This window comes from Ferrovibrio sp. (assembly GCF_035304305.1).
Classification (GTDB): Bacteria; Pseudomonadota; Alphaproteobacteria; order Ferrovibrionales; family Ferrovibrionaceae; genus Ferrovibrio.
This window is the reverse complement of the sequence record NZ_DATGQG010000021.1, coordinates 1-25,914: the sequence shown is the minus strand read 5'-3', so window position 1 is coordinate 25,914 and position 25,914 is coordinate 1. Positions and strand designations below refer to the sequence as shown.

At 67.6% G+C, this 25,914-nt stretch carries 29 protein-coding genes; 19 read left to right on the top strand and 10 right to left on the bottom strand.

Translation table 11 applies throughout. From position 1 onward, the window contains the following. The first annotated feature begins 126 nt into the window (after positions 1-126). The 3 genes from VKZ87_RS02140 to speE all read left to right on the top strand — a co-directional run bounded on the left by VKZ87_RS02140 (position 127) and on the right by speE (position 2,731). Positions 127-1,119 (top strand): peptidoglycan bridge formation glycyltransferase FemA/FemB family protein, encoded by a 993-nt coding sequence (locus VKZ87_RS02140; RefSeq protein WP_324219595.1) that lies wholly within the window; start codon positions 127-129, stop codon positions 1,117-1,119. A gap of 290 nt (positions 1,120-1,409) precedes the next feature. Continuing rightward, complete coding sequence (gene speD / locus VKZ87_RS02135; RefSeq protein WP_324219594.1) at positions 1,410-1,847, top strand: adenosylmethionine decarboxylase; 438 nt, start codon at positions 1,410-1,412, stop codon at positions 1,845-1,847. Continuing rightward, positions 1,844-2,731, top strand: a complete 888-nt coding sequence (gene speE / locus VKZ87_RS02130; RefSeq protein WP_324219593.1) for a polyamine aminopropyltransferase — start codon at positions 1,844-1,846, stop codon at positions 2,729-2,731. The genes speD and speE overlap by 4 nt, the downstream gene beginning before the upstream one ends. Before the next feature lie 123 nt (positions 2,732-2,854). Here speE and VKZ87_RS02125 read toward each other — a convergent pair whose 3' ends face one another. Beyond that, the gene (locus VKZ87_RS02125; protein ID WP_324219592.1) at positions 2,855-4,093 is read right to left on the bottom strand and encodes an MFS transporter; all 1,239 of its coding nucleotides are present in this window, start codon (positions 4,091-4,093) and stop codon (positions 2,855-2,857) included. Between the two features lie 207 nt (positions 4,094-4,300). On the opposite strand from VKZ87_RS02125, the gene VKZ87_RS02120 reads away from it, so the two are divergent. From VKZ87_RS02120 to VKZ87_RS02105, 4 genes are all read left to right on the top strand, one after another. Continuing rightward, positions 4,301-5,209, top strand: coding sequence for a DMT family transporter (locus VKZ87_RS02120; protein ID WP_324219591.1), 909 nt, complete (start codon positions 4,301-4,303; stop codon positions 5,207-5,209). Positions 5,210-5,603: 394 nt separating this feature from the next. Beyond that, on the top strand, positions 5,604-6,131 hold the full coding sequence (locus VKZ87_RS02115; RefSeq protein ID WP_324219590.1) for an SRPBCC family protein: 528 nt from the start codon (positions 5,604-5,606) through the stop codon (positions 6,129-6,131). A gap of 252 nt (positions 6,132-6,383) precedes the next feature. Continuing rightward, positions 6,384-6,701: a hypothetical protein gene (locus VKZ87_RS02110; RefSeq protein WP_324219589.1), complete on the top strand. Its 318-nt coding sequence runs from the start codon at positions 6,384-6,386 to the stop codon at positions 6,699-6,701. Between the two features lie 128 nt (positions 6,702-6,829). After that, on the top strand, positions 6,830-7,144 hold the full coding sequence (locus tag VKZ87_RS02105) for a hypothetical protein (RefSeq protein ID WP_324219588.1): 315 nt from the start codon (positions 6,830-6,832) through the stop codon (positions 7,142-7,144). A gap of 82 nt (positions 7,145-7,226) precedes the next feature. Here VKZ87_RS02105 and VKZ87_RS02100 read toward each other — a convergent pair whose 3' ends face one another. Then, on the bottom strand, positions 7,227-8,465 hold the full coding sequence (locus VKZ87_RS02100; RefSeq protein WP_324219587.1) for an MFS transporter: 1,239 nt from the start codon (positions 8,463-8,465) through the stop codon (positions 7,227-7,229). Positions 8,466-8,554: 89 nt separating this feature from the next. On the opposite strand from VKZ87_RS02100, the gene VKZ87_RS02095 reads away from it, so the two are divergent. Then, positions 8,555-9,349, top strand: coding sequence for a helix-turn-helix transcriptional regulator (locus tag VKZ87_RS02095; protein ID WP_324219586.1), 795 nt, complete (start codon positions 8,555-8,557; stop codon positions 9,347-9,349). 51 nt (positions 9,350-9,400) lie between these two features. Here the strand turns inward: VKZ87_RS02095 and VKZ87_RS02090 are convergent, their stop codons facing one another. Genes VKZ87_RS02090 through rmuC form a run of 4 tightly spaced genes read right to left on the bottom strand, consistent with a single transcriptional unit; the run spans position 9,401 to position 12,299 of the window. Next, complete coding sequence (locus VKZ87_RS02090; protein WP_324219585.1) at positions 9,401-9,910, bottom strand: GNAT family N-acetyltransferase; 510 nt, start codon at positions 9,908-9,910, stop codon at positions 9,401-9,403. 3 nt (positions 9,911-9,913) lie between these two features. Next, positions 9,914-10,345 (bottom strand): cupin domain-containing protein, encoded by a 432-nt coding sequence (locus tag VKZ87_RS02085; RefSeq protein WP_324219584.1) that lies wholly within the window; start codon positions 10,343-10,345, stop codon positions 9,914-9,916. Then, complete coding sequence (locus VKZ87_RS02080; RefSeq protein ID WP_324219583.1) at positions 10,342-10,953, bottom strand: exopolysaccharide biosynthesis protein; 612 nt, start codon at positions 10,951-10,953, stop codon at positions 10,342-10,344. Before VKZ87_RS02080 ends, VKZ87_RS02085 begins: the two co-directional genes overlap by 4 nt. Beyond that, complete coding sequence (gene rmuC, locus VKZ87_RS02075) at positions 10,950-12,299, bottom strand: DNA recombination protein RmuC (RefSeq protein ID WP_324219582.1); 1,350 nt, start codon at positions 12,297-12,299, stop codon at positions 10,950-10,952. The genes VKZ87_RS02080 and rmuC overlap by 4 nt, the downstream gene beginning before the upstream one ends. A gap of 92 nt (positions 12,300-12,391) precedes the next feature. Between rmuC and def the strand changes: the two genes are divergently transcribed. Genes def through truA form a run of 3 tightly spaced genes read left to right on the top strand, consistent with a single transcriptional unit; the run spans position 12,392 to position 14,583 of the window. Next, complete coding sequence (gene def, locus VKZ87_RS02070) at positions 12,392-12,910, top strand: peptide deformylase (protein WP_324219581.1); 519 nt, start codon at positions 12,392-12,394, stop codon at positions 12,908-12,910. A gap of 15 nt (positions 12,911-12,925) precedes the next feature. Further along, on the top strand, positions 12,926-13,846 hold the full coding sequence (gene fmt, locus VKZ87_RS02065; protein ID WP_324219580.1) for a methionyl-tRNA formyltransferase: 921 nt from the start codon (positions 12,926-12,928) through the stop codon (positions 13,844-13,846). Further along, on the top strand, positions 13,846-14,583 hold the full coding sequence (gene truA / locus VKZ87_RS02060; protein WP_324219579.1) for a tRNA pseudouridine(38-40) synthase TruA: 738 nt from the start codon (positions 13,846-13,848) through the stop codon (positions 14,581-14,583). Before fmt ends, truA begins: the two co-directional genes overlap by 1 nt. Positions 14,584-14,586: 3 nt before the next feature. Here the strand turns inward: truA and VKZ87_RS02055 are convergent, their stop codons facing one another. The 3 genes from VKZ87_RS02055 to dapE form a co-directional block, all read right to left on the bottom strand. Next, positions 14,587-15,183 carry a DUF6624 domain-containing protein gene (locus VKZ87_RS02055; RefSeq protein ID WP_324219578.1) on the bottom strand — a complete coding sequence of 199 codons (597 nt, stop codon included), beginning with the start codon at positions 15,181-15,183 and terminating at the stop codon, positions 14,587-14,589. 84 nt (positions 15,184-15,267) lie between these two features. After that, positions 15,268-15,843 carry a hypothetical protein gene (locus VKZ87_RS02050; RefSeq protein WP_324219577.1) on the bottom strand — a complete coding sequence of 192 codons (576 nt, stop codon included), beginning with the start codon at positions 15,841-15,843 and terminating at the stop codon, positions 15,268-15,270. 5 nt (positions 15,844-15,848) lie between these two features. Further along, positions 15,849-17,063, bottom strand: a complete 1,215-nt coding sequence (gene dapE, locus VKZ87_RS02045) for a succinyl-diaminopimelate desuccinylase (protein WP_414655617.1) — start codon at positions 17,061-17,063, stop codon at positions 15,849-15,851. A gap of 221 nt (positions 17,064-17,284) precedes the next feature. Between dapE and secA the strand changes: the two genes are divergently transcribed. The 8 genes from secA to VKZ87_RS02005 all read left to right on the top strand — a co-directional run bounded on the left by secA (position 17,285) and on the right by VKZ87_RS02005 (position 25,429). After that, positions 17,285-19,984 carry a preprotein translocase subunit SecA gene (gene secA, locus VKZ87_RS02040; protein ID WP_324219575.1) on the top strand — a complete coding sequence of 900 codons (2,700 nt, stop codon included), beginning with the start codon at positions 17,285-17,287 and terminating at the stop codon, positions 19,982-19,984. 112 nt (positions 19,985-20,096) lie between these two features. Beyond that, positions 20,097-21,101, top strand: coding sequence for a DUF2891 domain-containing protein (locus VKZ87_RS02035; protein WP_324219574.1), 1,005 nt, complete (start codon positions 20,097-20,099; stop codon positions 21,099-21,101). 38 nt (positions 21,102-21,139) lie between these two features. After that, complete coding sequence (locus VKZ87_RS02030) at positions 21,140-22,324, top strand: epoxide hydrolase (RefSeq protein WP_324219573.1); 1,185 nt, start codon at positions 21,140-21,142, stop codon at positions 22,322-22,324. Position 22,325: 1 nt separating this feature from the next. Then, entirely contained in the window at positions 22,326-22,781 is a 456-nt protein-coding gene (locus tag VKZ87_RS02025; protein WP_324219572.1) for a MaoC family dehydratase, read from the top strand. A gap of 65 nt (positions 22,782-22,846) precedes the next feature. Further along, positions 22,847-23,488 (top strand): glutathione S-transferase family protein, encoded by a 642-nt coding sequence (locus tag VKZ87_RS02020; protein WP_324219571.1) that lies wholly within the window; start codon positions 22,847-22,849, stop codon positions 23,486-23,488. Between the two features lie 7 nt (positions 23,489-23,495). After that, positions 23,496-24,416 carry a pseudouridine-5'-phosphate glycosidase gene (locus VKZ87_RS02015; protein WP_324219570.1) on the top strand — a complete coding sequence of 307 codons (921 nt, stop codon included), beginning with the start codon at positions 23,496-23,498 and terminating at the stop codon, positions 24,414-24,416. A 123-nt stretch (positions 24,417-24,539) separates the two neighbouring features. After that, a complete protein-coding gene (locus VKZ87_RS02010; RefSeq protein ID WP_324219569.1) occupies positions 24,540-25,142 on the top strand; it encodes an alpha/beta fold hydrolase in 603 nt (200 codons plus the stop codon). Between the two features lie 83 nt (positions 25,143-25,225). Beyond that, on the top strand, positions 25,226-25,429 hold the full coding sequence (locus VKZ87_RS02005) for a hypothetical protein (RefSeq protein WP_324219568.1): 204 nt from the start codon (positions 25,226-25,228) through the stop codon (positions 25,427-25,429). Between the two features lie 162 nt (positions 25,430-25,591). On the opposite strand, the gene VKZ87_RS02000 is transcribed toward VKZ87_RS02005, so the two are convergent. Next, positions 25,592-25,914, bottom strand: a 323-nt coding sequence (locus tag VKZ87_RS02000; RefSeq protein WP_324219567.1) for a hypothetical protein, incomplete at its 5' end; no start/stop codon positions are given.

Here is a 25,914-nt window from a genome sequence, read left to right as displayed (position 1 = left end):
CTACGAGGCGATCTGGCTGCCGCTGGCGAGCGATCACGTCACCGTCGACATCCTGATGGCCTGTCAGATCTTCGCCGACACGCCGACCGACCATGTCGGCCCGCCGGTGGTCCGGGCCGCAGCGCCATGACGGTCGCGCTGCTGCCCTGCGACGATCCGGGGCGCTGGATCGCCGCACATGACCGGATGCGCCACAGCGTGCTGGAGCAGAGCTGGGCCTATGGCGAGGCCGTCCGCGCCGCCTCGCGCGGGCGGGTGCTGCCGGAACGCTGGCTGATCGCCGCCGGGGGAACCGGGCCGCTGGGACTGGCGCAGGTTTTCGTCCGTCGCGTCGCCCCGCTTGGCCGCTTCGTGCGCCTGGTCCGCGGCCCGCTCTTCGTTTCCGGCCTGGCGCGGGAGCACCGCCAGGCGGCGCTGGCCGCGATCCGCGCCGCCTGGCCCTGGCGGCAGCGCTGCCTGCTCTGGTGGCTGCCGGAGCTGAACGGCGGCAGCGATTCTGAAGCCGCCATGGCCACGCTCGGCCTGCAGCCGATGATGACCGGCTATTCCTCGATCCGGCTCGATCTCACGCCGCCGTTGGAGCGGCTGCGCGCCGGACTGGACGGTAAATGGCGCAACGCGCTCAGGGCTGCGGAAAAGTCGCCCATGCTGGTGGAATTCGGCAGCCGCGCCGAAGGAACCTGGCATGATGCGGCATTCCGCGCCCTGCTCGCCGAGCATGACGAGCACCGGATCGAGCGCGGCTTCCGCGGACCGGATGGCGGCTTCTACGCCGCTTTCGCGGACGCCGTTCCGGTGGGCGGCGGCGCCGATGGCGAGGATGCCATGCTGCTCTGGGCCCATGCCGGGCCGCATCTCGGCAAGGTGCGGCCGATCGCCGGCATCCTGATCCTGCGCCACGGGCGGGGCGCGACCTATGCCATGGGCTGGAGCAATGCGGCGGGCCGGCTGGTGAATGCGCATTACCGCCTGCTCTGGCGCGCCATCGCCGAACTGAAGCAGCGCGGCGTGACGCAGCTCGATCTCGGCGGCGTCGACACCGAGCGCGGCGCCGGCGTGGCGCGCTTCAAGCTCGGGCTGAACGGCGAGGTTTTCACCCTGGCGGGCAGCTTCGCGTAAACGGCTGTGGCGCTTGGCTTTCCGCAACCGAATCGGGCCGAAATGTGACCCCTGCACCACAGGTTAAAAAATTTCCCCGGTAGGGAAATTTTTACTTGCATCAGGGGGGGTTTGGCCCCATACCCCCTCCTTGAGACTGTTTGGAAAGTGGCGCACTGGCCCGCCCGCGTTAACAGCATGCTGAGCGGGACCACGAAGCTTTCCCAACAGTCTCTCTGCCAATCGGACACCCCTCGTTCAGGGGCTCATTTTACCGGACTGTACGCAGTCCCCTTGGTGGAGAGACATTGATGGCCAAGAAGGCAACCAAGCCCGCACTCTATGAAGTTCCGGCCCTGCCGGCGCAGGACGCGGCGGACGAGCATTTCATCTGCAAGGATGGCATGCGCTACGCCGGCATGCACCTGATCATCGATCTGTGGGGCGGCAAGAATCTCGACAACCTCGCGCTGGTCAAGCAGACGCTGACCGAAGCCGTGGCCGAGATCGGCGCCACCCTGCTGAACATCGACCTGCATCACTTCGAGCCGAACGGCGGCATCTCCGGTGTCGCCGTGCTGGCCGAAAGCCACCTCTCGATCCATACCTGGCCCGAGAAAGGCTATGCGGCCCTCGACGTGTTCGTCTGCGGCGACTGCAAGCCGCAGAACGCGATTCCGGTGCTGCGCCGTGCGTTCCTGCCGGACAACATCCAGTGTACTGAGCTGAAAAGGGGACTGATTCTGTGACGACGTGGTTTAACGAGACGCTCTATCCCGGTTTCCGCCAGAGCCACGCCATCAAGAAAGTCCTCTTCGAGGGCAAGTCGAAGTACCAGAAGGTGAAGCTGTTTGAATCCGGCCATTTCGGCCGGATTCTCACCCTCGACGGCGTCGTCCAGTGCACCGAAAGCGACGAATACGTCTACCACGAGATGCTGACCCACCTGCCGATCATGGCGCACGGGAAGGTGCAGTCCGTGCTGATCGTCGGCGGCGGTGACGGCGGCATCCTGGAAGAGGTGCTCAAGCACAAGTCGGTGAAGCGGGTCACCATGGTCGAGATCGACGACATGGTGATCAAGGTCGCGAAGAAGTACCTGCCGAAGATCTGCGGCAAGGCCTTCGAGGACAAGCGCACCAACCTGATCGTCGGCGACGGCGCCAAATGGGTGGCCGAGACGAACGAGCGTTACGACCTGATCATCGTCGACCGCCCGGATCCGATCGGCCCGGCGACCGTGCTGTTCAGCAAGGCCTTCTACAGGAACTGCCAGCGCGTCATGAAGCCGGGCGCCATCCTCGTGGCACAGAACGGCGTGCCGCACATGCAGGGCCCCGAACTGACCGACGCCGTGAAGCTGTTCCAGCAGATCTGGGCCCATTCGGGCACCTATCTGGCGGTCGTGCCGACCTATGTCTGCGGCTTCATGTCGCTGACCTGGGCCTCGGACAACGACATCACCGACGTCGATCCGCGCAAGGTGTTCCAGCGCTTTGCCAGGGCGAATCTCAAGGGGCTGAACTACTACAACCCCGAACTCCATTTCGGCGCCTTCGCGCTGCCCAACTTCGTCGCCCGGCTGCTGCCGGCGCCGAAGAAAAAGGCGGCGGCGAAACGGAAAACGCGCTGATCCGCCTATAAAAAGAAACGCTAGCGTAACTCCCACGGCCGCCGGTTCATCCGGCGGCCGTTTCTATTTGGACGAACGGGGGTCGCGGGTCCATCCCGCGGCCGTTTCCATTTCGCGCATCTTTCAGCGCCGGGATTTCGCCGCGGCGAACCAGAAACCGGCGGCGGAGACCAGCGCGCCGGCGACGATCACCCAGAGCACCTGGCGGTAGTCGCTGGTCGCGCTCCAGATCAGCGCCGCCACCGAGGGCGCCAGCGCCTTGGCGAGATTGGACGGCAGGGTGAGCGCGCCGTTGATGGCGCCATAGCCCTCGCGCCACAGCAGGTCGGGCACCGCCGTGCCGCGCACGATGGTCATGATGCCGTTGGCGCAGCCATAGATCGCCGCGAAGGCGAACAGCGCCGTCACCGAGGACGGGAACAGGATCAGCAGCGACACCGAGACCGGAAACATCACCACGATGATGCGGCCGGTGGTGGCGGCACTGATGTTGCGCCCGAAGACCAGCAGGATGATGCGGCCGGCCACCTGCGCCGGGCCGATCACCGCAAACACGCCGACCGCCAGCGCCAGCGAGAAACCGCGCTCGTCCATTAGCGGGAAGAAGTGGAAGGTGAGCGCCGAGAAGGTGGCGTAGTAGAAGGTGAAGCACAGCGCCAGGCCCCAGAAGACCGGATGTCGCAGCGCCCGGCGCATCGGATCGCCGATGGTGGCTTCCGTCTCCGCCTGCGGCGCTGGCGGCGCCTCGCGGTCGCTGAGCAGCAGCGCATGCACCGGCAGGCAGATGACGAGGTTGAAGGCGGCCAGCGCCAGCAGCGCGTCGCGCCAGCCGAGCAGTTCGATGAACCAGGCCGAGAGCGGGATGAACACCGTGCTGGCGAAGCCGCCGGTCAGCGTCAGCATGGTGATGCGGAAGCGGTAATTCTCCGGGAACAGCCGTGTCAGCACGGCAAAGACCGGCTCGTAGAGCGTCATCGCCATGGCGACACCAAGGCCGAACCAGATGGCGTAGAAGGCGGCGATATGCTGCACGAAGGACCAGGCGACGAGCAGCGCCACCGCCAGCAGCGAACCGAGGCTCATCAGCAGCCGCCCGCCCTGGCGGTCGATCCGGCTGCCGACCGTATAGGCGCAGAGCCCGGCGGTGAGCAGCCCGAGCGAGAGCGCGCCGTTCAGCGCCGTGCGGCTCCAGCCGAGTTCGGCCTCCATGGGCACGACGAATACCGCGAAGGCGTAGTAGATCGTGCCCCAGGAGACCAGCTGCGCCACCGACAGCGCCGCAACCAGCGGCCAGCCCTGTCTGGCCAACCGGGGACCGGGCCGTGTCGCGGGCGATTCGCCGTTCTGGGGAGTAGCGACCATGCTTCCGCCTCTATACCCGATCCGGGCCCGGCGGAAGAGCCGATCTTTGCGGCGGGGCCCGATGCTCTTGCGCCGGCCGCCCGGTTGCGCCTAAAACCGGCCGCCCGATTGCGGTTTGCATATCCGTCCCGCCAGCGCCCGATGCGTCACGCATAGCGGCGCCACGCATTGCCGTGTCCCGCAGTCTTCGTTACGGAAATCGCCATCATGACCACCTCGCAGACCGCGTCGCCCGCCCTTTCCGCGAGAGCGCGCGCCACCTTCATCGGCACCGTCGCCATCCTGCTCTGGGCCTCGCTCGCGCTGCTGACCACCTGGACGCCGAGCCTGCCGGCCCTGCAGCTGACGGCAATGACCTTCACCCTCTCGACCCTGGCCGCCATGGCGCTGTGGAGCCTGCGCGGCGACGGCGTGATCCGGCATTTCCGCCTGCCGGCGAAGGTCTGGGCGCTCGGCGTCTCCGGCCTGTTCGGCTACCACGCGCTGTATTTCCTCGCGCTCAAGCTGGCGCCGCCGCTGGAAGCCAGCCTGATCAACTATCTCTGGCCCCTGCTGATCGTGGTGCTCTCTGCCCTGCTGCCGGGCGAGCGCATGCGCTGGTTCCATCTTGCCGGCGCCGGCCTCGGCCTGCTGGGCACGGTGATCCTCATCCTCGGCAAGGGCGAGGTCGGCTTCGATCCGCGCTACCTCGCCGGCTATGCCGCGGCCTTCGCCTGCGCCTTCACCTGGTCGAGCTACTCGGTGCTGAGCCGGCGTTTCGCCGCGACCCCGACCGATGCCGTGGGCGCCTTCTGCGCCGCCACCGCGCTGCTCTCCTGGCTGGGACATGCCGCTTTCGAGACCACGGTCTGGCCGGCCGCCTGGCAGGAATGGGCCGCCGTGGCGGCTCTGGGCCTCGGGCCGGTGGGGCTCGCCTTCTTCTGCTGGGACCATGGCATGAAGCGCGGCGACATCCGGGCGCTGGGCACCATGGCCTATGCCGCGCCGCTGATGTCGACCCTGCTGCTGATCCTGTTCGGCCAGGGCGAGGCAAGCTGGCAGGTTGCGGCGGCCTGCGCGCTGATCGTCGGCGGGGCGCTGCTGGGCACCGGCGATCTGCGCAAAAAGCCGGCCTGAAACCTCCAGGCCATTGAATCTGCTGATCCGGACGGGCCCCCGGCCCGCGCCGGTTGGAGCCCGTTCGGAGCCAGTTCGATCCCGTTGAGAGCCAGTTCAGTCCCGTTCGGGGCCAGTTGAGTCCCGTTGGAAGCCAGTTGAATCCCGTTGAATCCCGTTGAGTCCCGTTGATCCGGACCGATGGGCATACGTGGATATGCACTACCCGGACCCTTTCCGATCCGGCGAAGCGATATGGACGATGTTCAACAGCGGAGAAGAACAAAAATAGTACAATCCGGACGGAAGATCAAGCGCGAAAAATTTTCAGGATCCTGTCGGCACGCGGCGGGCGACGCCGTCCTCCGGACATCGACACAGCGCCATATCGCAATCGCCGAAGGAGAGAGAGGACATGAACGCCATGACCCAGACTGCCGCCCCGCTCGCCACCAAAACCCATGCCGGCGGCACCGTGACCGCGGCCTACGAGCGCGAGCTGACCCTGACCCGCGTCTTCGACGCGCCGCCGGAGACGCTGTATCGCGCCTGGACCGACCCCGAACTGCTGAAGCGGTTCCTCGCGCCGCATCCCTGGAAGATCACCCGCACCGCGATGGACGTGCGTCCCGGCGGCTCCAGCCTGTTCGTGATGCAGGGGCCCGACGGCGCCGAGATCCCCTGCCCCGGCATCTATCTCGAGCTGGTGCCGAACGAGAAGATCGTCACCACCGATGCCTATGTCTCGGCCTGGGAGCCTTCGGCGAATCCCTTCATGACCACGGTGCTGACCTTCGAGCGGCTGGAGGGCAACAGGACCCGCTACACCGCGCGCTGCATGCACTGGACCGCGGAGAGCCGCCAGCAGCACGAGGAGATGGGCTTCCACGAAGGCTGGGCACAGGTGACCGAACAGCTCGCGGAGCTGGTGGCGAAGATCTGAGGTCGATCCCTCCGCAAAAGACCGCCACCCTCGGCGCAAGCCGGGGATCCATTGCCCATCCGTCACGCGGATGGCCGGGATGGACCCTCGCGCTTCGCGCAAGGGCGACGATGCTGACCGTGTGGGCGCCGGTGACGGGAGGGTGAGGGTATCTGCAGAAAAGGCCACAGCAACGTCACGGCCGGCCGATGCAGCTGCGCCATATTGCTTCTCATGCAGTGCGATCCGTTCTCCCGGTGGTAGCTGGTCCGCATGGCCACGCGCGCCTTCATCCTCCGGCCGCTCGACCCGTATCACTCGGCCTGGAAGGATAGCACCTATTCCGGCACCTGCCTGGTCTATGCCGCCTCCGAAGAAGAGGCGCGCATGCTGGCCTGGGCCGCCTATGCGGCCAAACCCGTCGACGCCGACGAGGTGCTGGACAATCCCTGGGATGATCCCGATCTGGTGATCTGCAAGCTGATGGACATCAACTGCAGCGGCCTGCGCGGTGTCGTGCTGGCGCTCGAGAAGGCCGTGAACGACGCGCAGGAGCGCGAGCCCTTCCTCGAGCGGCTGCGCCCGCATTGAGCGCGAATTTCCCGGCGCGGTCTGCGAAGTCACAGCATTGTTGTTCCCCCGCCACGCCGCGCGGGAACGGCGCCGATGGCCCCGGGGTTCCGGCCTGGCTTCCCCAGATCCGCGCAACGGAGAAAGTCATGTCCCGCCCCCTTCCTGCCCTCGCCGCCGCGATCCTGCTGGCACTGAGTCCGGCCGCCCTGGCGCAGACGCCGACCGCAGACAGCGACCAGACCGGCAGCGCCGCCGCCGGTTCCGCTGGCGACCCTGCGCTGGAAAATGACGCCATGCCGGCCGATGAAGGCGAAGTGCGTGCCTTCCTGGAAAGCCAGGGCTACAGCAACATCGAAAACATCGAGATGGACGGCGAGATCATCACGGCCGACGCCACCCGCGACGGCCAGCGCTACCGGGTCGAGATCCGCCGCATGAGCGACTCCCAGGACGGCGGCTGACCGGCAGGGCGGCGACCGCGGCATGAAACGCCGGCAGCGACCGCATCGTCGAACGCCCGCAGGCCCGCCAGGCTGAGGCCGGCTAGGCCGTCTGCGGCCTCGGCTCGATCTCCTCGCGGCGGTTCGGAAACGCCACCGCACCGAGGAAGACGCTGAAGCCCAGCACGGCAAGCACGCCGAACAGGGTCGGGAAGCCGCCGCCGTACTCGTAGACCAGCGCGATCAGCGGCACCGCCAGCGCCGAGGCACCGAAGGACAGCAGATAACGCAGTGAATAGGCCCGCGCGCGCCAGGTATCGGCGGTGTATTTCGCCACCATGGCGTCGTTGATCGTGACCTGGCCGAAGATGGCGAACATCACGCCGATGGCGGGAATCACCAGCAGCCAGTTATCGAGCAGGCCGGCGAGCAGCAGGCAGGGTGCCTGCAGGGCCGCCAGCGGCAGAAAGATTGCCTTGAGCGTGAAGCGGTCGACCAGCCGGCCGATCAGCAGCTGCGCCAGCGCGCCGCAGAGATAGACGGCGAAGACCAGCAGGCTGACGCCCACCGGCGTGATGGTGACGTCGAGCATGCGTTCGCTGAACAGCTTGGGCAGCACGATGGTGGCGGCGTTGAAGACGATGCCGCCGCTGACGCCGACCAGCGCCAGCACGCCGAAGGCGCGGATCGCGATATGCCGCGGCACCGCCGGCGCCGGCTGGCCGCCCTTGCGCTTCGGGCTCGGGTGATCGGGCACCAGAACCAGGAAGGCGATGCCGGCGACGATCGCCGCGATGCCCGGCAGGATGAAGGCATGGCGCCAGCCCAGATATTGCGCGATGGCGCCGGTGGTCAGCGCGGCGCAGGCGACGCCGACATTGCCCCAGACGCCGTTCAGGCCGATCTCGCGGCCCATCGTCTCGGGCCCGAGCGATTCCGCATGGGCCGTCAGCATGGCGGTACCGACCGGATGATAGATCGAAGCGAAGGCGCCGATCAGGGTGAGCGCGGCCGCCAGCAGCCAGAGCGAGGAGGTCAGGCCGGCCAGAATGGCGGCCGTGCCGATGCCGAGGAAGAAGACGCCCATCATGTTGCGCCGGCTCCAGCGGTCGCCGAGCCAGCCGGACGGCAGCGATCCCGCCCCGAAGGCGATGAAGCCGCCGACGGAGAGCGCCAGCAGCTCGCCGTAGGAGCGGCCGAAATCCGCCTCCATCGCCAGCACGGCGGTGGGGAAGATCAGCATGAACATGTGGTCGGTGAGATGGGCGAGATTGACGAAGCCGATCACGCGCCGCGCCGAGACATTCCGGGCCGGTACAGCGTGGGGGACGGGCTGGGACATGGATGATCCGTGGCAGGTTGGTTGTTGCGAACCGAACCATAAGTCTGTCTGATAGGCGTTGTCCTGCCTCTTTCTGTCGCGAAACGGACATGCGCCCCCGGAGCACCGATCCCCAGGATTACCAGCGGGTCCCCCATCCCGTGGCGGCGATGCCGAAGGATTTCCCGCCCGGCCATCACATTCCGCCGCACAGCCATGAGCGCGGCCAGCTGGTCCATGCCGTGCGCGGCGTCATGCGGGTCAGCGCGGCGTCGCAGGCCGGCGGCCGGGGCACCTGGATCCTGCCGCCACAGCGGGCGCTGTGGATTCCGCCCGGCGTCACCCACGAAATCCGCATGAGCGGCGCGGTGGCCATGCGCACGCTCTACATCGCGTCCGAGGCCGCAGCCGGCCTGCCGCGCGACTGCCGGGTGATCGCCGTCTCCGAACTGCTGCGCGCGCTGATCCTCGCGGCGATGGAAGAGCCGGTGGAATACGAGCCCGGCAGCCGCGGTGCCGCCATCTCCGCGCTGCTGCTGCACGAACTGCGCGGCATCGAGGCCGAGCCGCTGCATCTCCCGCAGCCGCGCGATCCCCGCCTGCAGGCGGTCTGCCGCCGCGTGCTCGACGATCCCGGCGCGACGACGGGGCTGGAGGATTTCGCCCGCGATGCCGGCCTGAGCAGCCGCAGCCTGGCGCGGCTGTTCCAGCGCGAAACCGGCATGGGCTTTACCGCCTGGCGGCAGCAGGCGCGGCTGGCGGAAGCGCTGGCCCAGCTCAGCACCGGCCGGCCGGTGGCACTGGTGGCGCATGATCTCGGCTACGGGTCGGCGGCCGCCTTCACGGCAATGTTCCGCCGCGCGCTGGGCACCACGCCGAAGCGCTATTTCGCGCGCGGGCGGTGACGTCCGGCTGTCCGGGCTCTCTCAGCCCGTCTGACGATTGTTTATGAGCCGCTACACACCCGGTATCGCCTCGATGTCCCGCCGCATCAGCAGCAGCGCGACGCCGTCTTCCGTCGACTCGCCGCGGATGACGAAGCCGCAGCGGCGGTAGAAATCCACCGCGGCGCGATTCTGCTTCACCACCGAGAGTTCCAGGATCCGCGCGCCGGGAAAGCCGGGCAGCAGATGCACCAGCAGCTCGGTACCGATGCCGCGGCGCTGATGCGCCGGGTCGATATACAGCCGGGCGAGAAAGACCGCGTTCTGCCGTCCGGCCCGCGCATAGGCATGGCCGACGATGGCGCCGTCGCATTCCGCCACAAGGAAGCGCGCGCCGCGCGCCGTCAGCTGCCGCGCCAGCGCCTCGGGCCGGTGCCAGGCCCGCGACATGCGCTCGACGGCTTCGGCGCCCATCAGCGGATCGTAGGTGTGATGCCAGGTCTCGTGCAGCAGGGCCGCGACGGCCGGGATATCGCGCTGCTCGCCGCGCCGGATGACGATCTCGGCGGCGTCGAGCGCCATGGCTCAGCCCTTGTCCGGGCTCCAGCCCGGCGGCGCGAGTTCGAAACCGGCGAAGTCGAAGCCGGGCGCCACGGTGCAGCCGACCAGGGTCCAGTCGCCGAGGCTTTCCGCTGCCTGCCAGTGCCGCGCCGGCACGATCCCCTGCGGTCTCTGGCCTGCCGCGATATCGCTGCCCAGCGTGATGCTCGTGATGGCGGCGCCGGGCTTTTCCGCGATCTGCAGCTGCAGCGGCGCGCCGGCATGGAAATGCCAGATCTCGACGGCATCGACGCGGTGCCAGTGCGAGCGCTCGCCGCGCTTGAGCAGGAAGTAGATCGCCGTCGAGCGCGAACGGCCCTGCGCATCGGTGGCGGCATCGCGGAAGGTCTCGACGAAATGCCCGCCCTCGGGATGCGGCTGCAGCTTCAGCGCGGCGATGATCTCGTCTGCGGTCATGTGAAAAGCCTCTCGATCAGGGCCAGTCCGACATCGATCAGGAACCAGACCCAGCCGGTGGCGAGCAGGCTGGCGATGCCGCCGGCCAGCACCAGATGGCCGTCGCGCTCCACCTGCCCGATCGCGGTGAGAATGATCGCCCAGGCGGGGATCAGGTTCCCGAACGGCACCGGCAGCGACAGCAGGAAGGCATTCCACAGCACCATGGCGCCGATCAGCCGCCGGGCCGCCCAGCCGGTCAGCACCGGCAGGCGCGGCCGGATATAGCGTTCCAGCCGCACGAGCCAGGGAATCGCCGGCCGCAGCAGACGGGCGACATCGGCGCGGCGGAAACTGCGCGCGCGCCAGGAAAGGGGAAACCAGGGCGAGTTGAAGCCGAGCACCATCTGCACGCCGATCAGCAGGAGCGGCGCACCGAGAATGGCCGAGAGGCCGGGCGCGATCGGCGCCGGCACGCCGTTGGGCAGCGCGAAGACCAGCACCAGCAGACCGAAGGCGCGCAGGCCGAACGCCGAGAGCAGATCTTCCAGCGTGATGCGGTCGTCCGCCTCGCCCTGGCAGAGTTCGCCGACAATCTCGCTGATCGGCCGGTCCTGGCCGCTGCTCATGCCTGGCCCCGACCCTGGTCCGGCAGCAGCGGGACCTCTTCCACTTCGGCCTCGATCACGTCGCTGCGGGTGACGTTGACGGCAAAGCTCGGCAGCGCGGCGGGCGGCGCCTTGGCCGGCCGGATGCCGAACTGCGCCAGCCGGCGCACCCGCGGCAGCAGGCGGGCATTGACCGACCGGCTGAAGCTCTCGAACTGCTCGGTCGCCGTCTGCAGGCCCTTGCCGACCTTTTCGGCCAGGGTCAGCGCGGTGGCGGTGGACTCGATCAGGGCGGTCACCGCCTCGACGATCTTCTCCAGATTCTCCGCCTGGCGGCCGCTGTCGATCTGCAGGCGCGACACGGCGATGATCGCGGCAAGCGCGGACGGTCCGGCGACGACGATGTCGCATTCCGCGGCGCGGCGCTCGAAATCGGGATCGGCGATGCGCAGCTTCTCCACGGCGGCATCATTCGGCAGCATCATCGCGGTCATGCTGCGCCGGAGGGCGCCGCCGCGTTTGGTCTCGCGGTAGGTGGCCAGCACGGCATTGCCGTAATCCTTGCCCGACAGCGCCCGCAGATGCGCGTTCATGCGCTGCTTGAGCTGCGCCAGCGCGGCGGCTTCCGCCTCCACGCCTTCGGCCTCGGCGAGATCGAGCAGCAGCTTGGAGGCCTTGGAGTCGATCACCAGCACCGCGTCGCCGGGCAGGAAGACGACGGCGTCGGGACGCAGCGCGCCGCGCTCGGCATCGCCGGCGGCATGATACTGCACGAGGAAGTCATGGCCCGGCTGCAGGCCGAAGGCCTTCAGCGTGTTCTCCAGCCCGATCTCGGCCATGCGGCCGGCGCCGCCGGGATGCGACAGCATGCGGTACATGGCATCGACGCGGCTGTTGCGGTCCTGCAGCTGCGCCGCGAGGCCGGCGACCAGGCCGCTGACATCGGTGAATTTCTGGAACAGGCCCTCGGTGGTCTGTTTGACCCGTTTCTCGGCTTCTTCCTTCTGGGCCTCGGCTTCGCGCTTGTGGTCGGCCAGCAGCTTGTTGGAGAGCTGGGCGGCGGATTCCACCGCGGCGGCGCGGGCCGCCTGGGTGGCGGTCTCGGCCAGCTTCTCGAAGGCCTGCGTCTTGACCGCCAGCTCGCTACGCAGGCTGGCCGCCTGCTTCTCGGCTTCCAGCCGGGCGGCATGGGCGGATTCCAGTTCCCCGCGCAGGCTCTCCAGCTCGGCCCGCAGCGAGGCGGCGCGGTCTTCCGCCACGGCGAGATCGGTCAGAGCCCGGGGATCGGCCGCCGGGCGGCGCAGCTGCCAGAGCAGCGCCAGCAGCAAAAGCACGATCAGGCCGCTGGAGATCGCCAGAATCGTCATTATATCCATGGATGTTACATAACAGCGGGCTTGACGGACCGCCAGAGCATGTCCTAATTCGCGCAGCGAAAAAGCCGATAAGAGTTGGATTTATGGCCCTTTTGCCGATCATCACGGCGCCGGACAAGCGCCTCGAGATCGTCTCCACCCCGGTGGAGGCGGTGACCGACGAGGTGCGCGACCAGCTCGATTCGATGCTGGAGACGATGTATGCCGCGCCCGGCATCGGGCTGGCCGCGATCCAGGTCGGCATCCCCAAGCGCATGCTGGTGATCGACATTTCCCGCGAGAACGAGGAGAAGCAGCCGCTTTTCATCGTCAACCCGGAGATCACCTGGGTCTCGGACGAGGATTCCGTCTACGAGGAAGGCTGCCTGTCGCTACCCGAGCAGTATGCCGACGTGGCGCGGCCGAAGGAAGTGAAGGTCCGCTATCTCGACCGCGACGGCGAGAGCCGGGAGCTGCATGCCACCGGGCTGCTCGCCACCTGCCTGCAGCACGAGATGGACCATCTCGACGGCATCCTGTTCGTCGACCATCTCTCGGCGCTGAAGCGCAACATGATCCTGCGCCGGCTGCTGAAGCAGAAGCGCCTCGCCGTCGCCGGCTGACGGGCCGGTTTTCCGATGTCCCTGCGCCTGGTCTTCATGGGCACGCCGGATTTCGCCGTGCCGGTGCTGCGCGCCTTTCTCGAGGCCGGCGACACGATCGCCGCCGTCTATTCGCAGCCGCCGCGCCCCGCCGGCCGCGGCCACAAACTCACCCCTTCGCCGGTGCAGGCCTTCGCGGAAGGCCGCGGCCTCATGGTCCGCCATCCGGTCTCGCTGAAGAACGCCGAGGCGCAGGCGGAATTCGCAGCCCTGAATGCCGATGCCGCCATCGTGGTGGCCTACGGCCTGATCCTGCCGAAAGCGGTGCTGGAGGCACCAAGGCTCGGCTGCTTCAACCTGCATGCCTCGCTGCTGCCGCGCTGGCGCGGCGCCGCGCCGATGCAGCGCGCGCTGCTGGCGGGCGATGCGGAAACCGGCGTCTGCGCCATGAAGATGGATGAAGGCCTCGATACCGGTCCGGTGCTGGACTGCGAGCGGGTGGCGATCACGCCGCGCATGACGATCAGCGAGCTGCATGACGAACTGAGCGCGAAGGGCGCCGCCCTGATAGTGCGCGCCGTGCATGCCTATGCCGAGGGCCGGATCGCGCCGCGGCCGCAGCCCGCCGAGGGCGTGACCTATGCGGCCAAGCTCGGCAGGGACGAAGGCCGCATCGACTGGACGAGGAGCGCCGCCGAGATCGACCGCATGGTGCGCGCGCTCAATCCCGGCCCGGGCACCCATTTCGAACTGAACGGCGAGCGCATCAAGCTGCTGGCCGCCGAGCCGGTGGATGCGCGCGGCGCGCCGGGCACGCTGCTCGACGATGCCGGGTTGGTCGCCTGCGGCGACGGCGCCCTGCGGCTGCTGAAGCTGCAGCGCGCCGGCAAGGCCGCGCTGGACATCGACGCCTTCCTGCGCGGCTTCCCGCTGCCCAAAGGCACGCGCCTGAGCTGATGCCGCGCTTCCGACTCACGCTGGAATATCACGGCGGCGGCTTCGTCGGCTGGCAGCGCCAGGGCAAAGGCCGCTCGGTGCAGCAGGCCGTGGAGGAAGCGATCCAGGCGATCACCGGCGCGGCGGTGGAGACCATCGTGGCCGGGCGCACCGATGCCGGCGTGCATGCCCGCGGCCAGGTGGTGCATTTCGATCTCGCCCGCGACTTCCGCGCCGACCGCCTGCGCGACGGCATGAACTTCCATCTGCGCGAGGAGAAAGTCTCCGTTCTGGAGGCGACGGTCGTGCCGGAGGAGTTCAATGCGCGTCTGTCGGCGAAATCGCGCAGCTATCTCTACCGCATCCTGAACCGCCGCCCGCCGCCGGCGCTGGAAGCGGGTTTCGTGTGGCACGTGCCGGTGCCGCTGGATGCCGAAGCCATGCATGCGGCGGCGCAGGTGCTGGTCGGCCATCACGACTTCAACAGCTTCCGCTCCAGCGAATGCCAGGCGAAGCTGTCCGAACGCACGCTGGACCATCTCGCCGTGTCGCGTGCCGGCGACGAGATCCACATCACGGCGCGGGCGCGCAGCTTCCTGCACAACCAGGTGCGCATCATGACCGGCACGCTGAAATTCGTCGGCGAGGGCCGCTGGTCGGCCGCCGACGTGAAGGCCGCGCTGGAGGCGAAGGACCGCAGGGCCGCGGGCCCGACCGCGCCGGCGGACGGCCTCACGCTGATGAAGGTGGAATACTGAGCGCTATTTGCGCCAGCCGATCGCCTTCGCCCAGTCCTCGAATTCCTTGCGGCGGGCCTCCCAGTTTGCCGGCGCGGTTTCGCCGGCCTGCTCGGCCTCGGAGCGGCGCTGCCGGATACCGTCGGCCAGCGGCACCAGCTCGGCCGCGGCGCGGCGCGCATCGACATTGGCGGCATCCTCGATGGGCAGCGGATTGAGTTCGCCGTTCTCGTCCCAGTCGAACTGCGTGCCGTAGACCTGCTCGCGGCCTTCCAGCCAGCGGATGCGGTCGGTCAGCAGGGCGGGCTGCCAGCGTGGCACGCGGCCGGCGGCGGCCTCGCTTTCGAGGATCTCGAGGCAGGCGCGCATGAAATTCGGCAGGCCGATCGCCTGCTGCACCACCATCCAGGCCGCGGCCGCCCCGTCGGCGCCGACCTTGTCGACATTGGGCCAGCCCTGCTGGTCGACGATCCCGGCCAGCGTCTTCGCCTGGGCGTTATGCAACGCCCGCAGCTCGGCATTGTAGCCCAGGAACAGGCTGCCATCGGCGGCGAGTTCGGCGCGCTTGCGGCGCGTTTCATCGACCATGTCGAGCAGGGTCTGACGCAGGTTCTGGTCCATATCTTTCGTCCGATCGCAGTCTGGCCGGTTGTGACTCACCTTGGGTAACCCGACGGGACCGGCTCCGCAAGCCCGGGATACCGTTCAGCCGAGCAGGCTGAACAGCCGGTGCAGCAGGATGGTGACCGCAAGATCCAGTGAAGCCGCGGCCATTGCGGCAGCCAGCCCCGCGCCCAGCGCCAGCCGGGCGATCTGCGCCACGATGTAGAGCCAGACCACCAGCAGGGCAAAATGCCAGCCCTCGAGCGCGCCCGGCGGCAGCAGATCCCACTGGCTGGCGGCCAGAACCGGCAGGGTCGCCGCGAGGGTGATGCCCTGTGCCCAGTTGTAGAGGATGACGAAGGCCGGGTAGCTGCCCTGCAGCTGGAAGCCGCGCACCAGCAGCAGCACGCAGGCGAGATAGGCGATCCAGGTCGACAGATACTGGCCGGCCAGCACCAGGCCGAAACCGATCTCGTTGCCCTCCCAGCCGGCGAGCTCCATCTCCGTCGGCTGCTGCAGCAGGAAATACAGCGCCATCGCGACCAGCGGCAGGACGAAGGAGCGCCAGAAACCGTCGGCGGTCAGGTCGTAGCAGTGCAGCGCGCGCGGATCGCCGCGCAGCACGAATGCGAGGCCCCGCAGGGCGGCCGAAATCTCACCTCCGCCCGGAATGCCCATGCGGATCAGCCGGCAAAGAAGCGCTGGAGCATGCCTTCATAAACATCGGACAGCGCCCGGATGTCGGCAACGGCAGCGCGCTCGTCCACCTTGTGCATGGTCTGGCCGACCAGGCCGAATTCGACCACCGGGCAATAGGCCTGGATGAAGCGGGCATCCGAGGTGCCGCCCGTCGTGCTGAGTTCCGGCTCGCGGCCGGTGCCCGCCTTCACCGCATCAGCCATGGCGCGCACGAAGGGCCCCGGCTCGGTGAGGAAGGGCATGGCGCCGTCTTCCAGCACGAGTTCGAAGCGGGCGCCGTTCTCCTCGCGCCCGCAGACCGCCTCGCAGCAACGCCTGATCCAGCTTTTCAGGCCTTCGGATGTCTGCTCGGTGTTGTAGCGGATATTGAGCACCGCCTTCGCCGAGGCGGGGATCACGTTGTTGGCGGGATTGCCGACATCGATCGTGGTGATCTCGAGATTCGACGGCTCGAAATGGGCATTGCCGCGATCCAGCCGCCGGCCTTTCAGGGCCGAGAGGATGTCGAGCAGCCGCGGGATCGGATTGTCGGCCAGATGCGGATAGCCGACATGGCCCTGCATGCCATGGACGGTGATGCGCGCGGTGAGCGAGCCGCGGCGGCCGATCTTCATCATCTCGCCCAGGCGGAAGGGATTGGTCGGCTCGCCGACCACGCAGGCATCGAGTTTCTCGCCCTGCTCAGCCAGATGCTGGAGCACCTTCACGGTGCCGTTGATCGCGGGACCTTCCTCGTCGCCGGTGATCAGCAGGCTGATGCAGCCGTCCAGCCGGCCTTCCCGGGCGGCCAGGAAGCGCTGCACTGCCGCCACGAAGGCGGCGATGGCCGACTTCATGTCGGCGGCGCCGCGGCCATAGAGCTGGCCGTCGATGATCTCGGCCCCGAAGGGCGGCACCGTCCAGGCCTTCTCGTCTCCCACCGGCACCACGTCGGTGTGGCCGGCGAAGCAGAAATTGCGGCCGCGGCCCGGCTGGCCCCAGCGGGCATAGAGGTTGTCCACATCCGGCGTGCCGGGGGCGGAAAACCGCAGCCTGCGGCACTCGAAGCCGAGCGGCGTCAGCGCCGCTTCGAGCACACCGAGCGCGCCCCGGTCTTCCGGGGTCACGCTGGGACAGCGGATCAGCGCCTGGGCCAGGGTCACCGGATCATGGAGCGCGGGGTCGCGGGAGGCAGTGGCGGCAGCAGCGGGCACGGGCATACCTTTTGTTGACGCGGCGATGTAACCCCTTGATCCGGCGCGGGTCAATGCGCCCCGGCGGATGGCCGCGACAGCCGCGCACCGCCCGGCCGCTTCGTTGACATCAAAGGGGGCAGCGCTTATCTGTCACGCGGGTTCCTGCCGCCGGTTTCCGTTACGCGGCGGCAATTTAGGTCTCTCCAGCCAAAAATCTCTGGGCCGGAATACGCGGGAGTTGGAGCATGTTCGGCGCGCTCGCCAAAAAGCTGTTCGGTTCGGCCAATGACCGCGCGGTAAAGGGTTACATGAAGACGGTTCAGGCGATCAACGCGCTGGAACCGGACATTGCCGCGCTGTCGGATGCGGCCCTGCAGGCCAAGACGGTCGAGTTCAGGCAGAGGCTGGCTGACGGCGCGGATCTCGACGACCTGCTGCCGGAGGCCTTCGCCGTCACCCGCGAGGCCGCCAGGCGCGTGCTGGGCCAGCGCCATTACGACGTGCAGCTGATCGGCGGCATGGTGCTGCATGACGGCCGCATCGCCGAGATGAAGACCGGCGAAGGCAAGACCCTGGTCGCCACCCTGGCCGTCTACCTCAACGCGCTGACCGGCAAGGGCGTCCATGTCGTCACCGTGAACGACTACCTCGCCCGCCGCGACGCCGAATGGATGGGCCGGATCTACCGCTTCCTCGGCCTTACCGTCGGCGTCATCGTGCATGGCCTGACCGACGAGGAGCGCCGCGAGGCCTATGCCTGCGACGTGACCTACGGCACCAACAACGAATACGGCTTCGACTATCTGCGCGACAACATGAAGTTCCAGCGCGAGCAGATGGTGCAGCGGCCGTTCAATTTCGCCATCGTCGACGAGGTCGACTCGATCCTGATCGACGAGGCCCGCACGCCGCTGATCATCTCCGGCCCGTCGGAGGACACGTCCAGCCTCTATGTGCAGGTCAATGCGCTGATCCCGAAGCTGACACCGGAGGATTACGAGAAGGACGAGAAGCAGCGCGCCGTCAGCTTCACCGAGGCCGGCACGGAACATATGGAGCAGCTGCTGCGCGAGGCCGGCCTGCTGAAGTCGGACTCTCTGTACGACATCGAGAACATCACCGTCGTGCACCATGCCAACCAGGCTCTGCGCGCGCATACCCTGTTTACCCGCGATGTCGACTACATCGTGAAGGACGACAAGGTCATCATCATCGACGAATTCACCGGCCGCATGATGGAGGGCCGGCGCTATTCCGACGGCCTGCACCAGGCGCTGGAAGCCAAGGAAGGCGTCTCGGTGCAGACCGAGAACCAGACGCTGGCCTCGATCACCTTCCAGAATTACTTCCGCATGTATCCCAAGCTGGCCGGCATGACCGGTACGGCCTCGACCGAAGCGGCGGAGTTCGCCGACATCTATCGTCTCGAAGTGGTCGAGATCCCGACCAACGTGCCGGTCGCCCGCAAGGATGCCGACGACGAGGTCTACCGCACCGCGAACGAGAAGTACCAGGCGATCGTCAGGCTGATCGAGGAATGCCGCGCCAAGGGCCAGCCGGTGCTGGTCGGCACGGTGTCGATCGAGAAGTCCGAGCTGCTGTCGAATTTCCTGAAGGAAAAGCGCATTCCGCATAACGTGCTGAACGCGCGCCATCACGACCAGGAAGCCTTCATCGTGGCGCAGGCCGGTCGGCTCGGCGCGGTGACCATCGCCACCAACATGGCCGGCCGCGGCACCGACATCCAGCTGGGCGGCAACGCCGAGATGCGCATCCTGCAGGAGACGCAGGGCATGGACGAGGCGGCCGCCGCCAGGCGCGCCGAGGAGATCCGCGCCGAGGTCGCCGCCGAGAAGGAGAAAGTGCTGGCCGCCGGCGGCCTCTACGTGATCGGCACCGAGCGCCACGAAAGCCGCCGCATCGACAACCAGCTGCGCGGCCGCTCCGGCCGGCAGGGCGACCCCGGCGCATCGAAATTCTTCCTCAGCCTGGAAGACGACCTGCTGCGCATCTTCGGCTCCGAGCGCATGGATTCCATGCTGCAGCGGCTCGGCCTGCAGGAAGGCGAGGCGATCACCCATCCCTGGATCAACAAGGCGCTGGAAAAGGCGCAGCAGAAGGTCGAGGCGCGCAACTACGAGATCCGCAAGAACCTGCTGAAGTTCGACGACGTGATGAACGACCAGCGCAAGGTCGTTTACGAGCAGCGCATCGAGATCATGCAGTCGGACAATGTCGCCGATACGATCACTGACATGCGGCGCGAGATCATCGACGAGATGGTGGCGCGCCACATCCCGGAAAAGGCCTATGCCGAGCAGTGGGACGCCGAGGGCCTGCAGGAGGAAGTCCGGCGCGTGCTCAACCTCGATCTGCCGATCGTCGATTGGGCCAAGGAGGAAGGCATCGCCGACCAGGAGGTGCGCGAGCGGCTGCATGACGCCGCCGACCGCCGCATGGCCGAGAAGGCCGCCAATTTCGGCCCCGACGTGATGCGCATGGTGGAACGCAGCCTGCTGCTGCAGGTGCTCGACCAGGTCTGGAAGGAACACCTGCACAATCTGGACTACCTGCGCCAGGCCATCGGTCTGCGCGCCTATGCGCAGAAGGATCCGCTCAACGAATACAAGCGCGAGGCCTTCTCGCTGTTCGAGCAGATGCTGGTGCGCGTGCGCGAGCAGGTCACCTCGATCCTCGCCCGCGTCGAGCTGCAGCCGGCCGCGCCGCCGCCGGAGCTCTTCGCCCGCGCGCCGCAGGAAATGCATGAAAGCCGCGGCGAGGCACTGGAGGGCGGCGACGATGCCGCCGATGCCGGCGCTCTCCCGGCCAGGCCGATCCGCGCCCAGGTCGATCCGAACGATCCGGCGACCTGGAAGACCACTCCGCGCAACGCCCCCTGCCCCTGCGGCTCGGGCAAGAAGTACAAATACTGCCACGGCAAGTGACGCAGGCAGCAATGCCGCCGCTCACGACCTCGTTTACCAGACCGTCATGGCCCGGGCCCGACCCGGCCATGACGTCTTTGTTGGTGTCTGCCGGCTGTGCCATCATCGGCGCATGACCTTCACCCGCCTCACCCGCGCGCAGGCCGAGCGCTTTGCCGCCCTGCCGCTGCGCAACCTGACCCGTGAGTATCCCAACAGCCTGGCGCATTTCCTGAACGGCCCCGAAGACGTGCAGCCGCCGCATCTGCTGCATCCGATCTTCTACGGCTCCTATGACTGGCATTCCTGCGTCCATGGCTGGTGGCTGCTGACGCGCTGCCTGCGGCGGCATCCGGATCTGGCGCAGGCCGCGGAGGCCGAGGGGCTCTACGAGAACCATTTCCGGCCCGAGAGCGGCGAAGCGGAAGCCGCCTATCTCGATGCACCCGGCCGCCAGACCTGGCAGCGGCCCTATGGCTGGGGCTGGCTGCTGATGCTGAGCGCCGAACTGGAGCAATGGCAGCATCCGCAGGCGTCACGCTGGCGTGCGGCGCTCGGGCCCCTGGAAGAGCGGATCACGGCGCGCTTTCCCGCCTACATGGACCGGCTGACCTATCCGATCCGCGTCGGCACCCATTTCAACACCGCCTTCGGCCTGCTGCTGGCGCTGCATTACGCCCATGTCATGCGGGATGACAGGCTCGCCGCGGCCATCGCGGCCTATGCGCGGCGCGTGTTCGGTGCGGACACGGACTATCCCGCCCGCTACGAGCCCAATGGCGACGACTTCCTGTCCGGCGCGCTGGTCGAGGCCCTGCTGATGGCGCGCCTGCTGCCGGCGGGGGATTTCACACACTGGTGGCGCGCTTTCCTGCCCGAGCCGGATGTCTTCCGGCCGGCCATCGTTGCCGATCGCGCGGATGCCAAGGGCGTGCATCTCGACGGGCTGAACCTGTCGCGCGCCTGGTGCCTGCGCGGCATCGCGGCCTGCCTGCCGGAGGCCGAAAGGCTGCCCCTGCTGAACATTGCGGCTGCCCATGAAACAGCCAGCCTGCCCTTCCTCGAGAGCGGCCATTACGGCGGCGAACACTGGCTCGCCACTTATGCCGCGCTGGCCGTGGAAGGGCTCGACGGCTGAGGGCTTGCCAAAGCGGCACACGAAAGGGAAGCTGGGGCATGCGCCTCGCTGCTTCCGCCACCAAATTCACCGTCAGCATTCCGGAATCGGCGCTCACCGACCTCAAGGCGCGGCTGACCCGCGTGCGCTGGCCGATCGAGCCCCAGGGCGCCGCCTGGGAATACGGCAGCAACGGCACCTATATGCGGCGCTTCATCAGCCGGTGGCGCGACGAATTCAACTGGCGGCAATGGGAAGCGCGGCTGAACCGCTACGAGCATTACAGCGTTCCGCTGAAGCGTCCCGATACCGGCACCGAACAGGTGGTGCATTTCATGATGGAGCGCGGCTCGGGCGACAATCCGCGGCCGCTGCTGCTCACCCATGGCTGGCCCGGCTCGGTGCTGGAATTCCTCGACGTGATCGGCCCGCTGGCGCATCCCGAACGCCATGGCGGCAGCGTCGAGGATGCCTTCACGGTGATCTGCCCGAGCCTGCCGGGCTATGCCTTCTCGATGCCGCTGGAGCGGCCGATCAGTCCGCGCGCCATCGCCGTCCTGTGGCGCGACCTGATGGTCGAGGTGCTGGGCTTCCCCCGCTTCTTCGCCCAGGCCGGCGACTGGGGTTCGGTCGTCAGCAGCTGGCTCGGCGTCGATCATGCCGAGCATGCCGTGGCGCTGCATCTCAACATGGTGCCGCTGCGGCCGCCGATCCTGAAGGAGAGCCAGCCGCTCACCGCGGCGGAGAAGGAATGGATCGCGCGCGCCAAGAAGCTGCAGGCCTCCGAGGGCGGCTACCAGGCGATCCAGGCGACCAAGCCGACCTCGCTGGGCTATGCCCTGAGCGACTCGCCGGCCGGCCTCGCCGGCTGGTTCGTCGAGAAGTTCCAGGGCTTCCCGCGCGGACCGGCCGAGCATGAGCCGCCCTTCCACATGGATCACCTGATCGCCAACGTGGCGCTGTACTGGCTGACCGACACGGCGACGACCTCGACCTGGCTGTACGGCGCGGCGGCGCGCAGCGGCGAGCTCGCCCTGCAGCCGGACGAGTTCGTGAAGGCGCCGACCGGCTTCCTGCTGCCGCCCTGGGATCTCGTGCCGCCGCCGCCGCAGGGCTGGCTGGAGCGCGGCTACAATGTGGCGCATCGCCGCGACCTCGAACGCGGCGGCCATTTCGTGGCGATGGAGCAGCCGGAGATTTTCGTCGAGGACGTGCAGCATTTCTTCAGGGGACGGAGGCTTTGAGGTGAGCAGGAGTGAGCGCTGGTACGAGGATTACGACGTCGGCGAGGTGATCGTTGCCGCCGGCGTCACCATCACCGAGGCCGACATTCTGGATTTCGCCTTCCGCTACGATCCGCAGCCCTTCCATCTCGACAAGGCGGCCGCCGAGGCGTCGATCTACAAGGGTCTGATCGCCTCGGGCTGGCAGACGGGCCTGCTGGGTTTCCGCATGCTGCTGCAGGCGGGCCTGCTCGGCAAGGGCAGCATGGGCTCGCCCGGGCTGGACGAGCTGCGCTGGTATCAGCCGGTGCGGCCGGGCGACACGCTGTATGGCAAATGCAGCATCGAGAGCAAGCGCGAGAGCCAGTCGAAGCCCGACCGCGGCATCGTGAAGATGAAATACTGGATCGAGAACCAGAAGGGCGAAACGGTGATGAGTTTCTTCGGCAACCAGCTGGTGAAGAAGCGGCCGGCCTGACCCGGCTTGACCTTTCGCGCCGCCGCCCTTCCTCAGGGCGGATCATCAATGCGGGGGAAACCGTCATGTCCGTCACGCTCTATTACGGTTCCGGTTCGGCCTATGCCTGGCGCATCTGGCTGGCGCTGGAGCACAAATCCGTGCCTTACGAACTGAAGCTGCTGTCCTTCAGCGACGGCGACCTGAAGACGCCGGAATATACCGTGCTCAATCCGCGCCAGCGGGTGCCGACGCTCGTGCATGACGGCCTCGCCTACCGCGAGTCCGCGGCGATCATGGAATATGTCGAGGAGCGCTGGCCCGAGCCGCCGCTCTTCGCCAGGGACCTGCGGCTGCGCGCCGAGCAGCGCCGCATCGTGCGCGAGGCCGACAATTACGTCGCCGACGCCGTCGAGCATCTCTTCGCCGCCGTCTTCGCGCCGCCGGAGAAGGCCGATGCCGTGAAGCTGGCGCAGGCCGTTACGGCGCTGAAGGACGAGATCGCGCGCTGGGAGCCGGAGCTGAAGGCGGATTACCTGACCGGCGATGGCGTGTCGGTCGCCGACTACACGCTGTATCCGCATCTGGCGATCATCGAACGCTTCTGCCTGCGCAGGCCGGACGCCATTCCCGCCGATCTGTTTCCGCCCCGGATGGCCGCCTGGATGGAGCGCATGAAGGCCTTGCCGCTCATCCGGAAGACCTGGCCGCCGCACTGGAAGTCGTGACCCGGCCGTGAGCGACCTCCTGCAGATCTCGGACGAAGTCGCCGCCGCGCTGCGCGAGCGGCGCCCGCTCGTGGCGCTGGAATCCACCATCGTCAGCCACGGCCTGCCCTGGCCGCAGAATATCGAGACCGCGCGGGCGGTGGAGCAGGCGGTGCGCGACAACGGCGCGCTGCCGGCGACGATCGCGATAATCGACGGCCGGTGCCGCATCGGCCTCGATGACGCCGCCTTCGAGCGGCTGGCGAGGGACAAGTCGGTCGGCAAGGCGTCCGGCCGCGACCTCGCGGCGCTGTTGGTGCGCGGCGGCTCGGCCGGCACGACGGTGTCTGCCACCATGCGGCTGGCGGCGCTGGCCGGCATTCCGATCTTCGCCACCGGCGGCATCGGCGGCGTGCATCGCGGCGCCGAGCAGAGTTTCGACATCTCCGCCGACCTGATCGAGCTCGGCACCACGCCGGTCGCCGTGGTCAGCGCCGGGGCGAAATCGATCCTCGACATTCCGAAGACGCTGGAAGTGCTGGAGACCCAGCGGGTGCCGGTGATCACGTATCAGAGCGACGAGTTCCCGACCTTCTACACGCGCGACAGCGGCATCCGCGCCGAGCAGCGGCTGGATACGCCGGCCGAGATCGCCGCCGCCGTCGCGCTGCATCGCCGGCTCGGCTCCGGCACCGGGATGCTGATCGCCAATCCGATTCCGGCAGAGGACAGTCTGGCGCCGGCGCTGATCGACGGCATCATCGCCGGGGCGATCCGCGAGGCGGAAACCCAGGGCATCGCCGGCAAGGCGGTGACGCCCTTCCTGCTGGAGCGCATCAATGCCGCCAGCGGCGGCCGCAGCCTGAAGGCGAATACCGCGCTGGTCCGCAACAACGCTGCCCTGGCGGCGCGGATCGCGGTGGAACTTGCACGGATTGATATCCGGTAACCCTGCCCCGCGCCGCTGCTGCCGGGCTGGCCATAGGGATCGCACCGGCGCTAGAACTTTTCCCGCCGACGGAACTCTTCCGTCTGGTGCCCGGGTTTCTTGCGTGGCGCGGCAGCAGAACAGATGACCCACATTCTCTTCATTCCCGGCGCGGGCGGTGCGGCGTCCTTCTGGCATCCGCTGGGCGAACGGCTGCCGCGCGACTGGCGCAAGGTCTATCTGAACTGGCCGGGCGCGGGCCATGAACGGCACGACCCCACGATCCGCAGCTTTGCCGACTACACCCGCTTCGCCGCCTGGTATCTCGATCCGCAGGGCAGCGTGGTGATCGCGCAGTCGATGGGCGGCACCGTCGCCGTCCGGCTGGCGCTGCAATTCCCCGACCGCGTGACGCATCTGGTACTGGCCGCCACGTCGGGCGGCGTGGCCATGGACAGGCATCAGGCGGCCGACTGGCGCCGCGACTACCGCGCCGAGTATCCGCAGGCCGCCGACTGGATTACCGCGGAACGGCCGGACCATACGGCCGGGATCGGCAGGATCAAAGCGCCCACCCTGCTGCTCTGGGGCGATGCCGATCCGGTCAGCCCGGTGGCCGTGGGACAGCATCTGCACAGCCTGCTGCCGGATGCGCGGCTGCACGTGGTTCCCGGCGGCGATCACGGCTTCGCGCGGGACCGCGCGGACGAGATCGCGCCGCTGGTGCTGGCGCATCTGCAGCGGTGAAGTGCCGGCGCGGTTGGTTTCGGGAAACAGCGCTCTATCTGAGCTGGAGAGCGACCAACCGCCCGATCACCGTCGAGGACAGCATGGCCATCAGCAAGACGACGCCCGGCGACAGCGCCGCGCCCCGGAAAGCCGTACCGGTTTCGGATGCGGTGCTGGAAGCGATGCTGGAATCCTTCCCCGCCAGCGATCCGCCATCCTGGACGGGCACCCGGCTCGGCGCCCCGCCGGGACGGGAGGGCGGGCGGAAAGGCCGCGACAGGAAGACGGCCAGCCGGCCGTCCTGAGCGGCGGGCCGGGCTTTTGCCCGATCAGATCGCGCAGATAGCGCATTAATTTGCCGGAAAGGCTTAGCTCTGGCTTTTAGAGCATCAGCAAGGCTATGCCGTAATGAACAAGGAGAATTGGATAATGGAAATTAAAGTATAATCGGTAGCCATCCCAAAAGATTAATTCTCCTCAACAACACCAGGGATAATCTCGTAGGAGCGCAAATCCATAGCGGAAATCTGTTTTCGAATCTCAGAATTCCAAGAAGGAGAACACAGAACAAAGATGATGTGACGACTACGCAACTGCTCGGGGATGGGCCTTGCCACCGGCGTTGAAAAACCCAAATGGAAAGTCCCGATTTTTGAGCGAGCGTTATCTACAACAACAGGGCGCAATTCCTTCTCAGCTAAATGGGACGCAATCCTTGAAGCGTGCTCGTTTGCCGCCCAGAAGCAAACTGCAGCCTCCGGCACTGAAGCAGCAGCCCTCTCCACGCGCT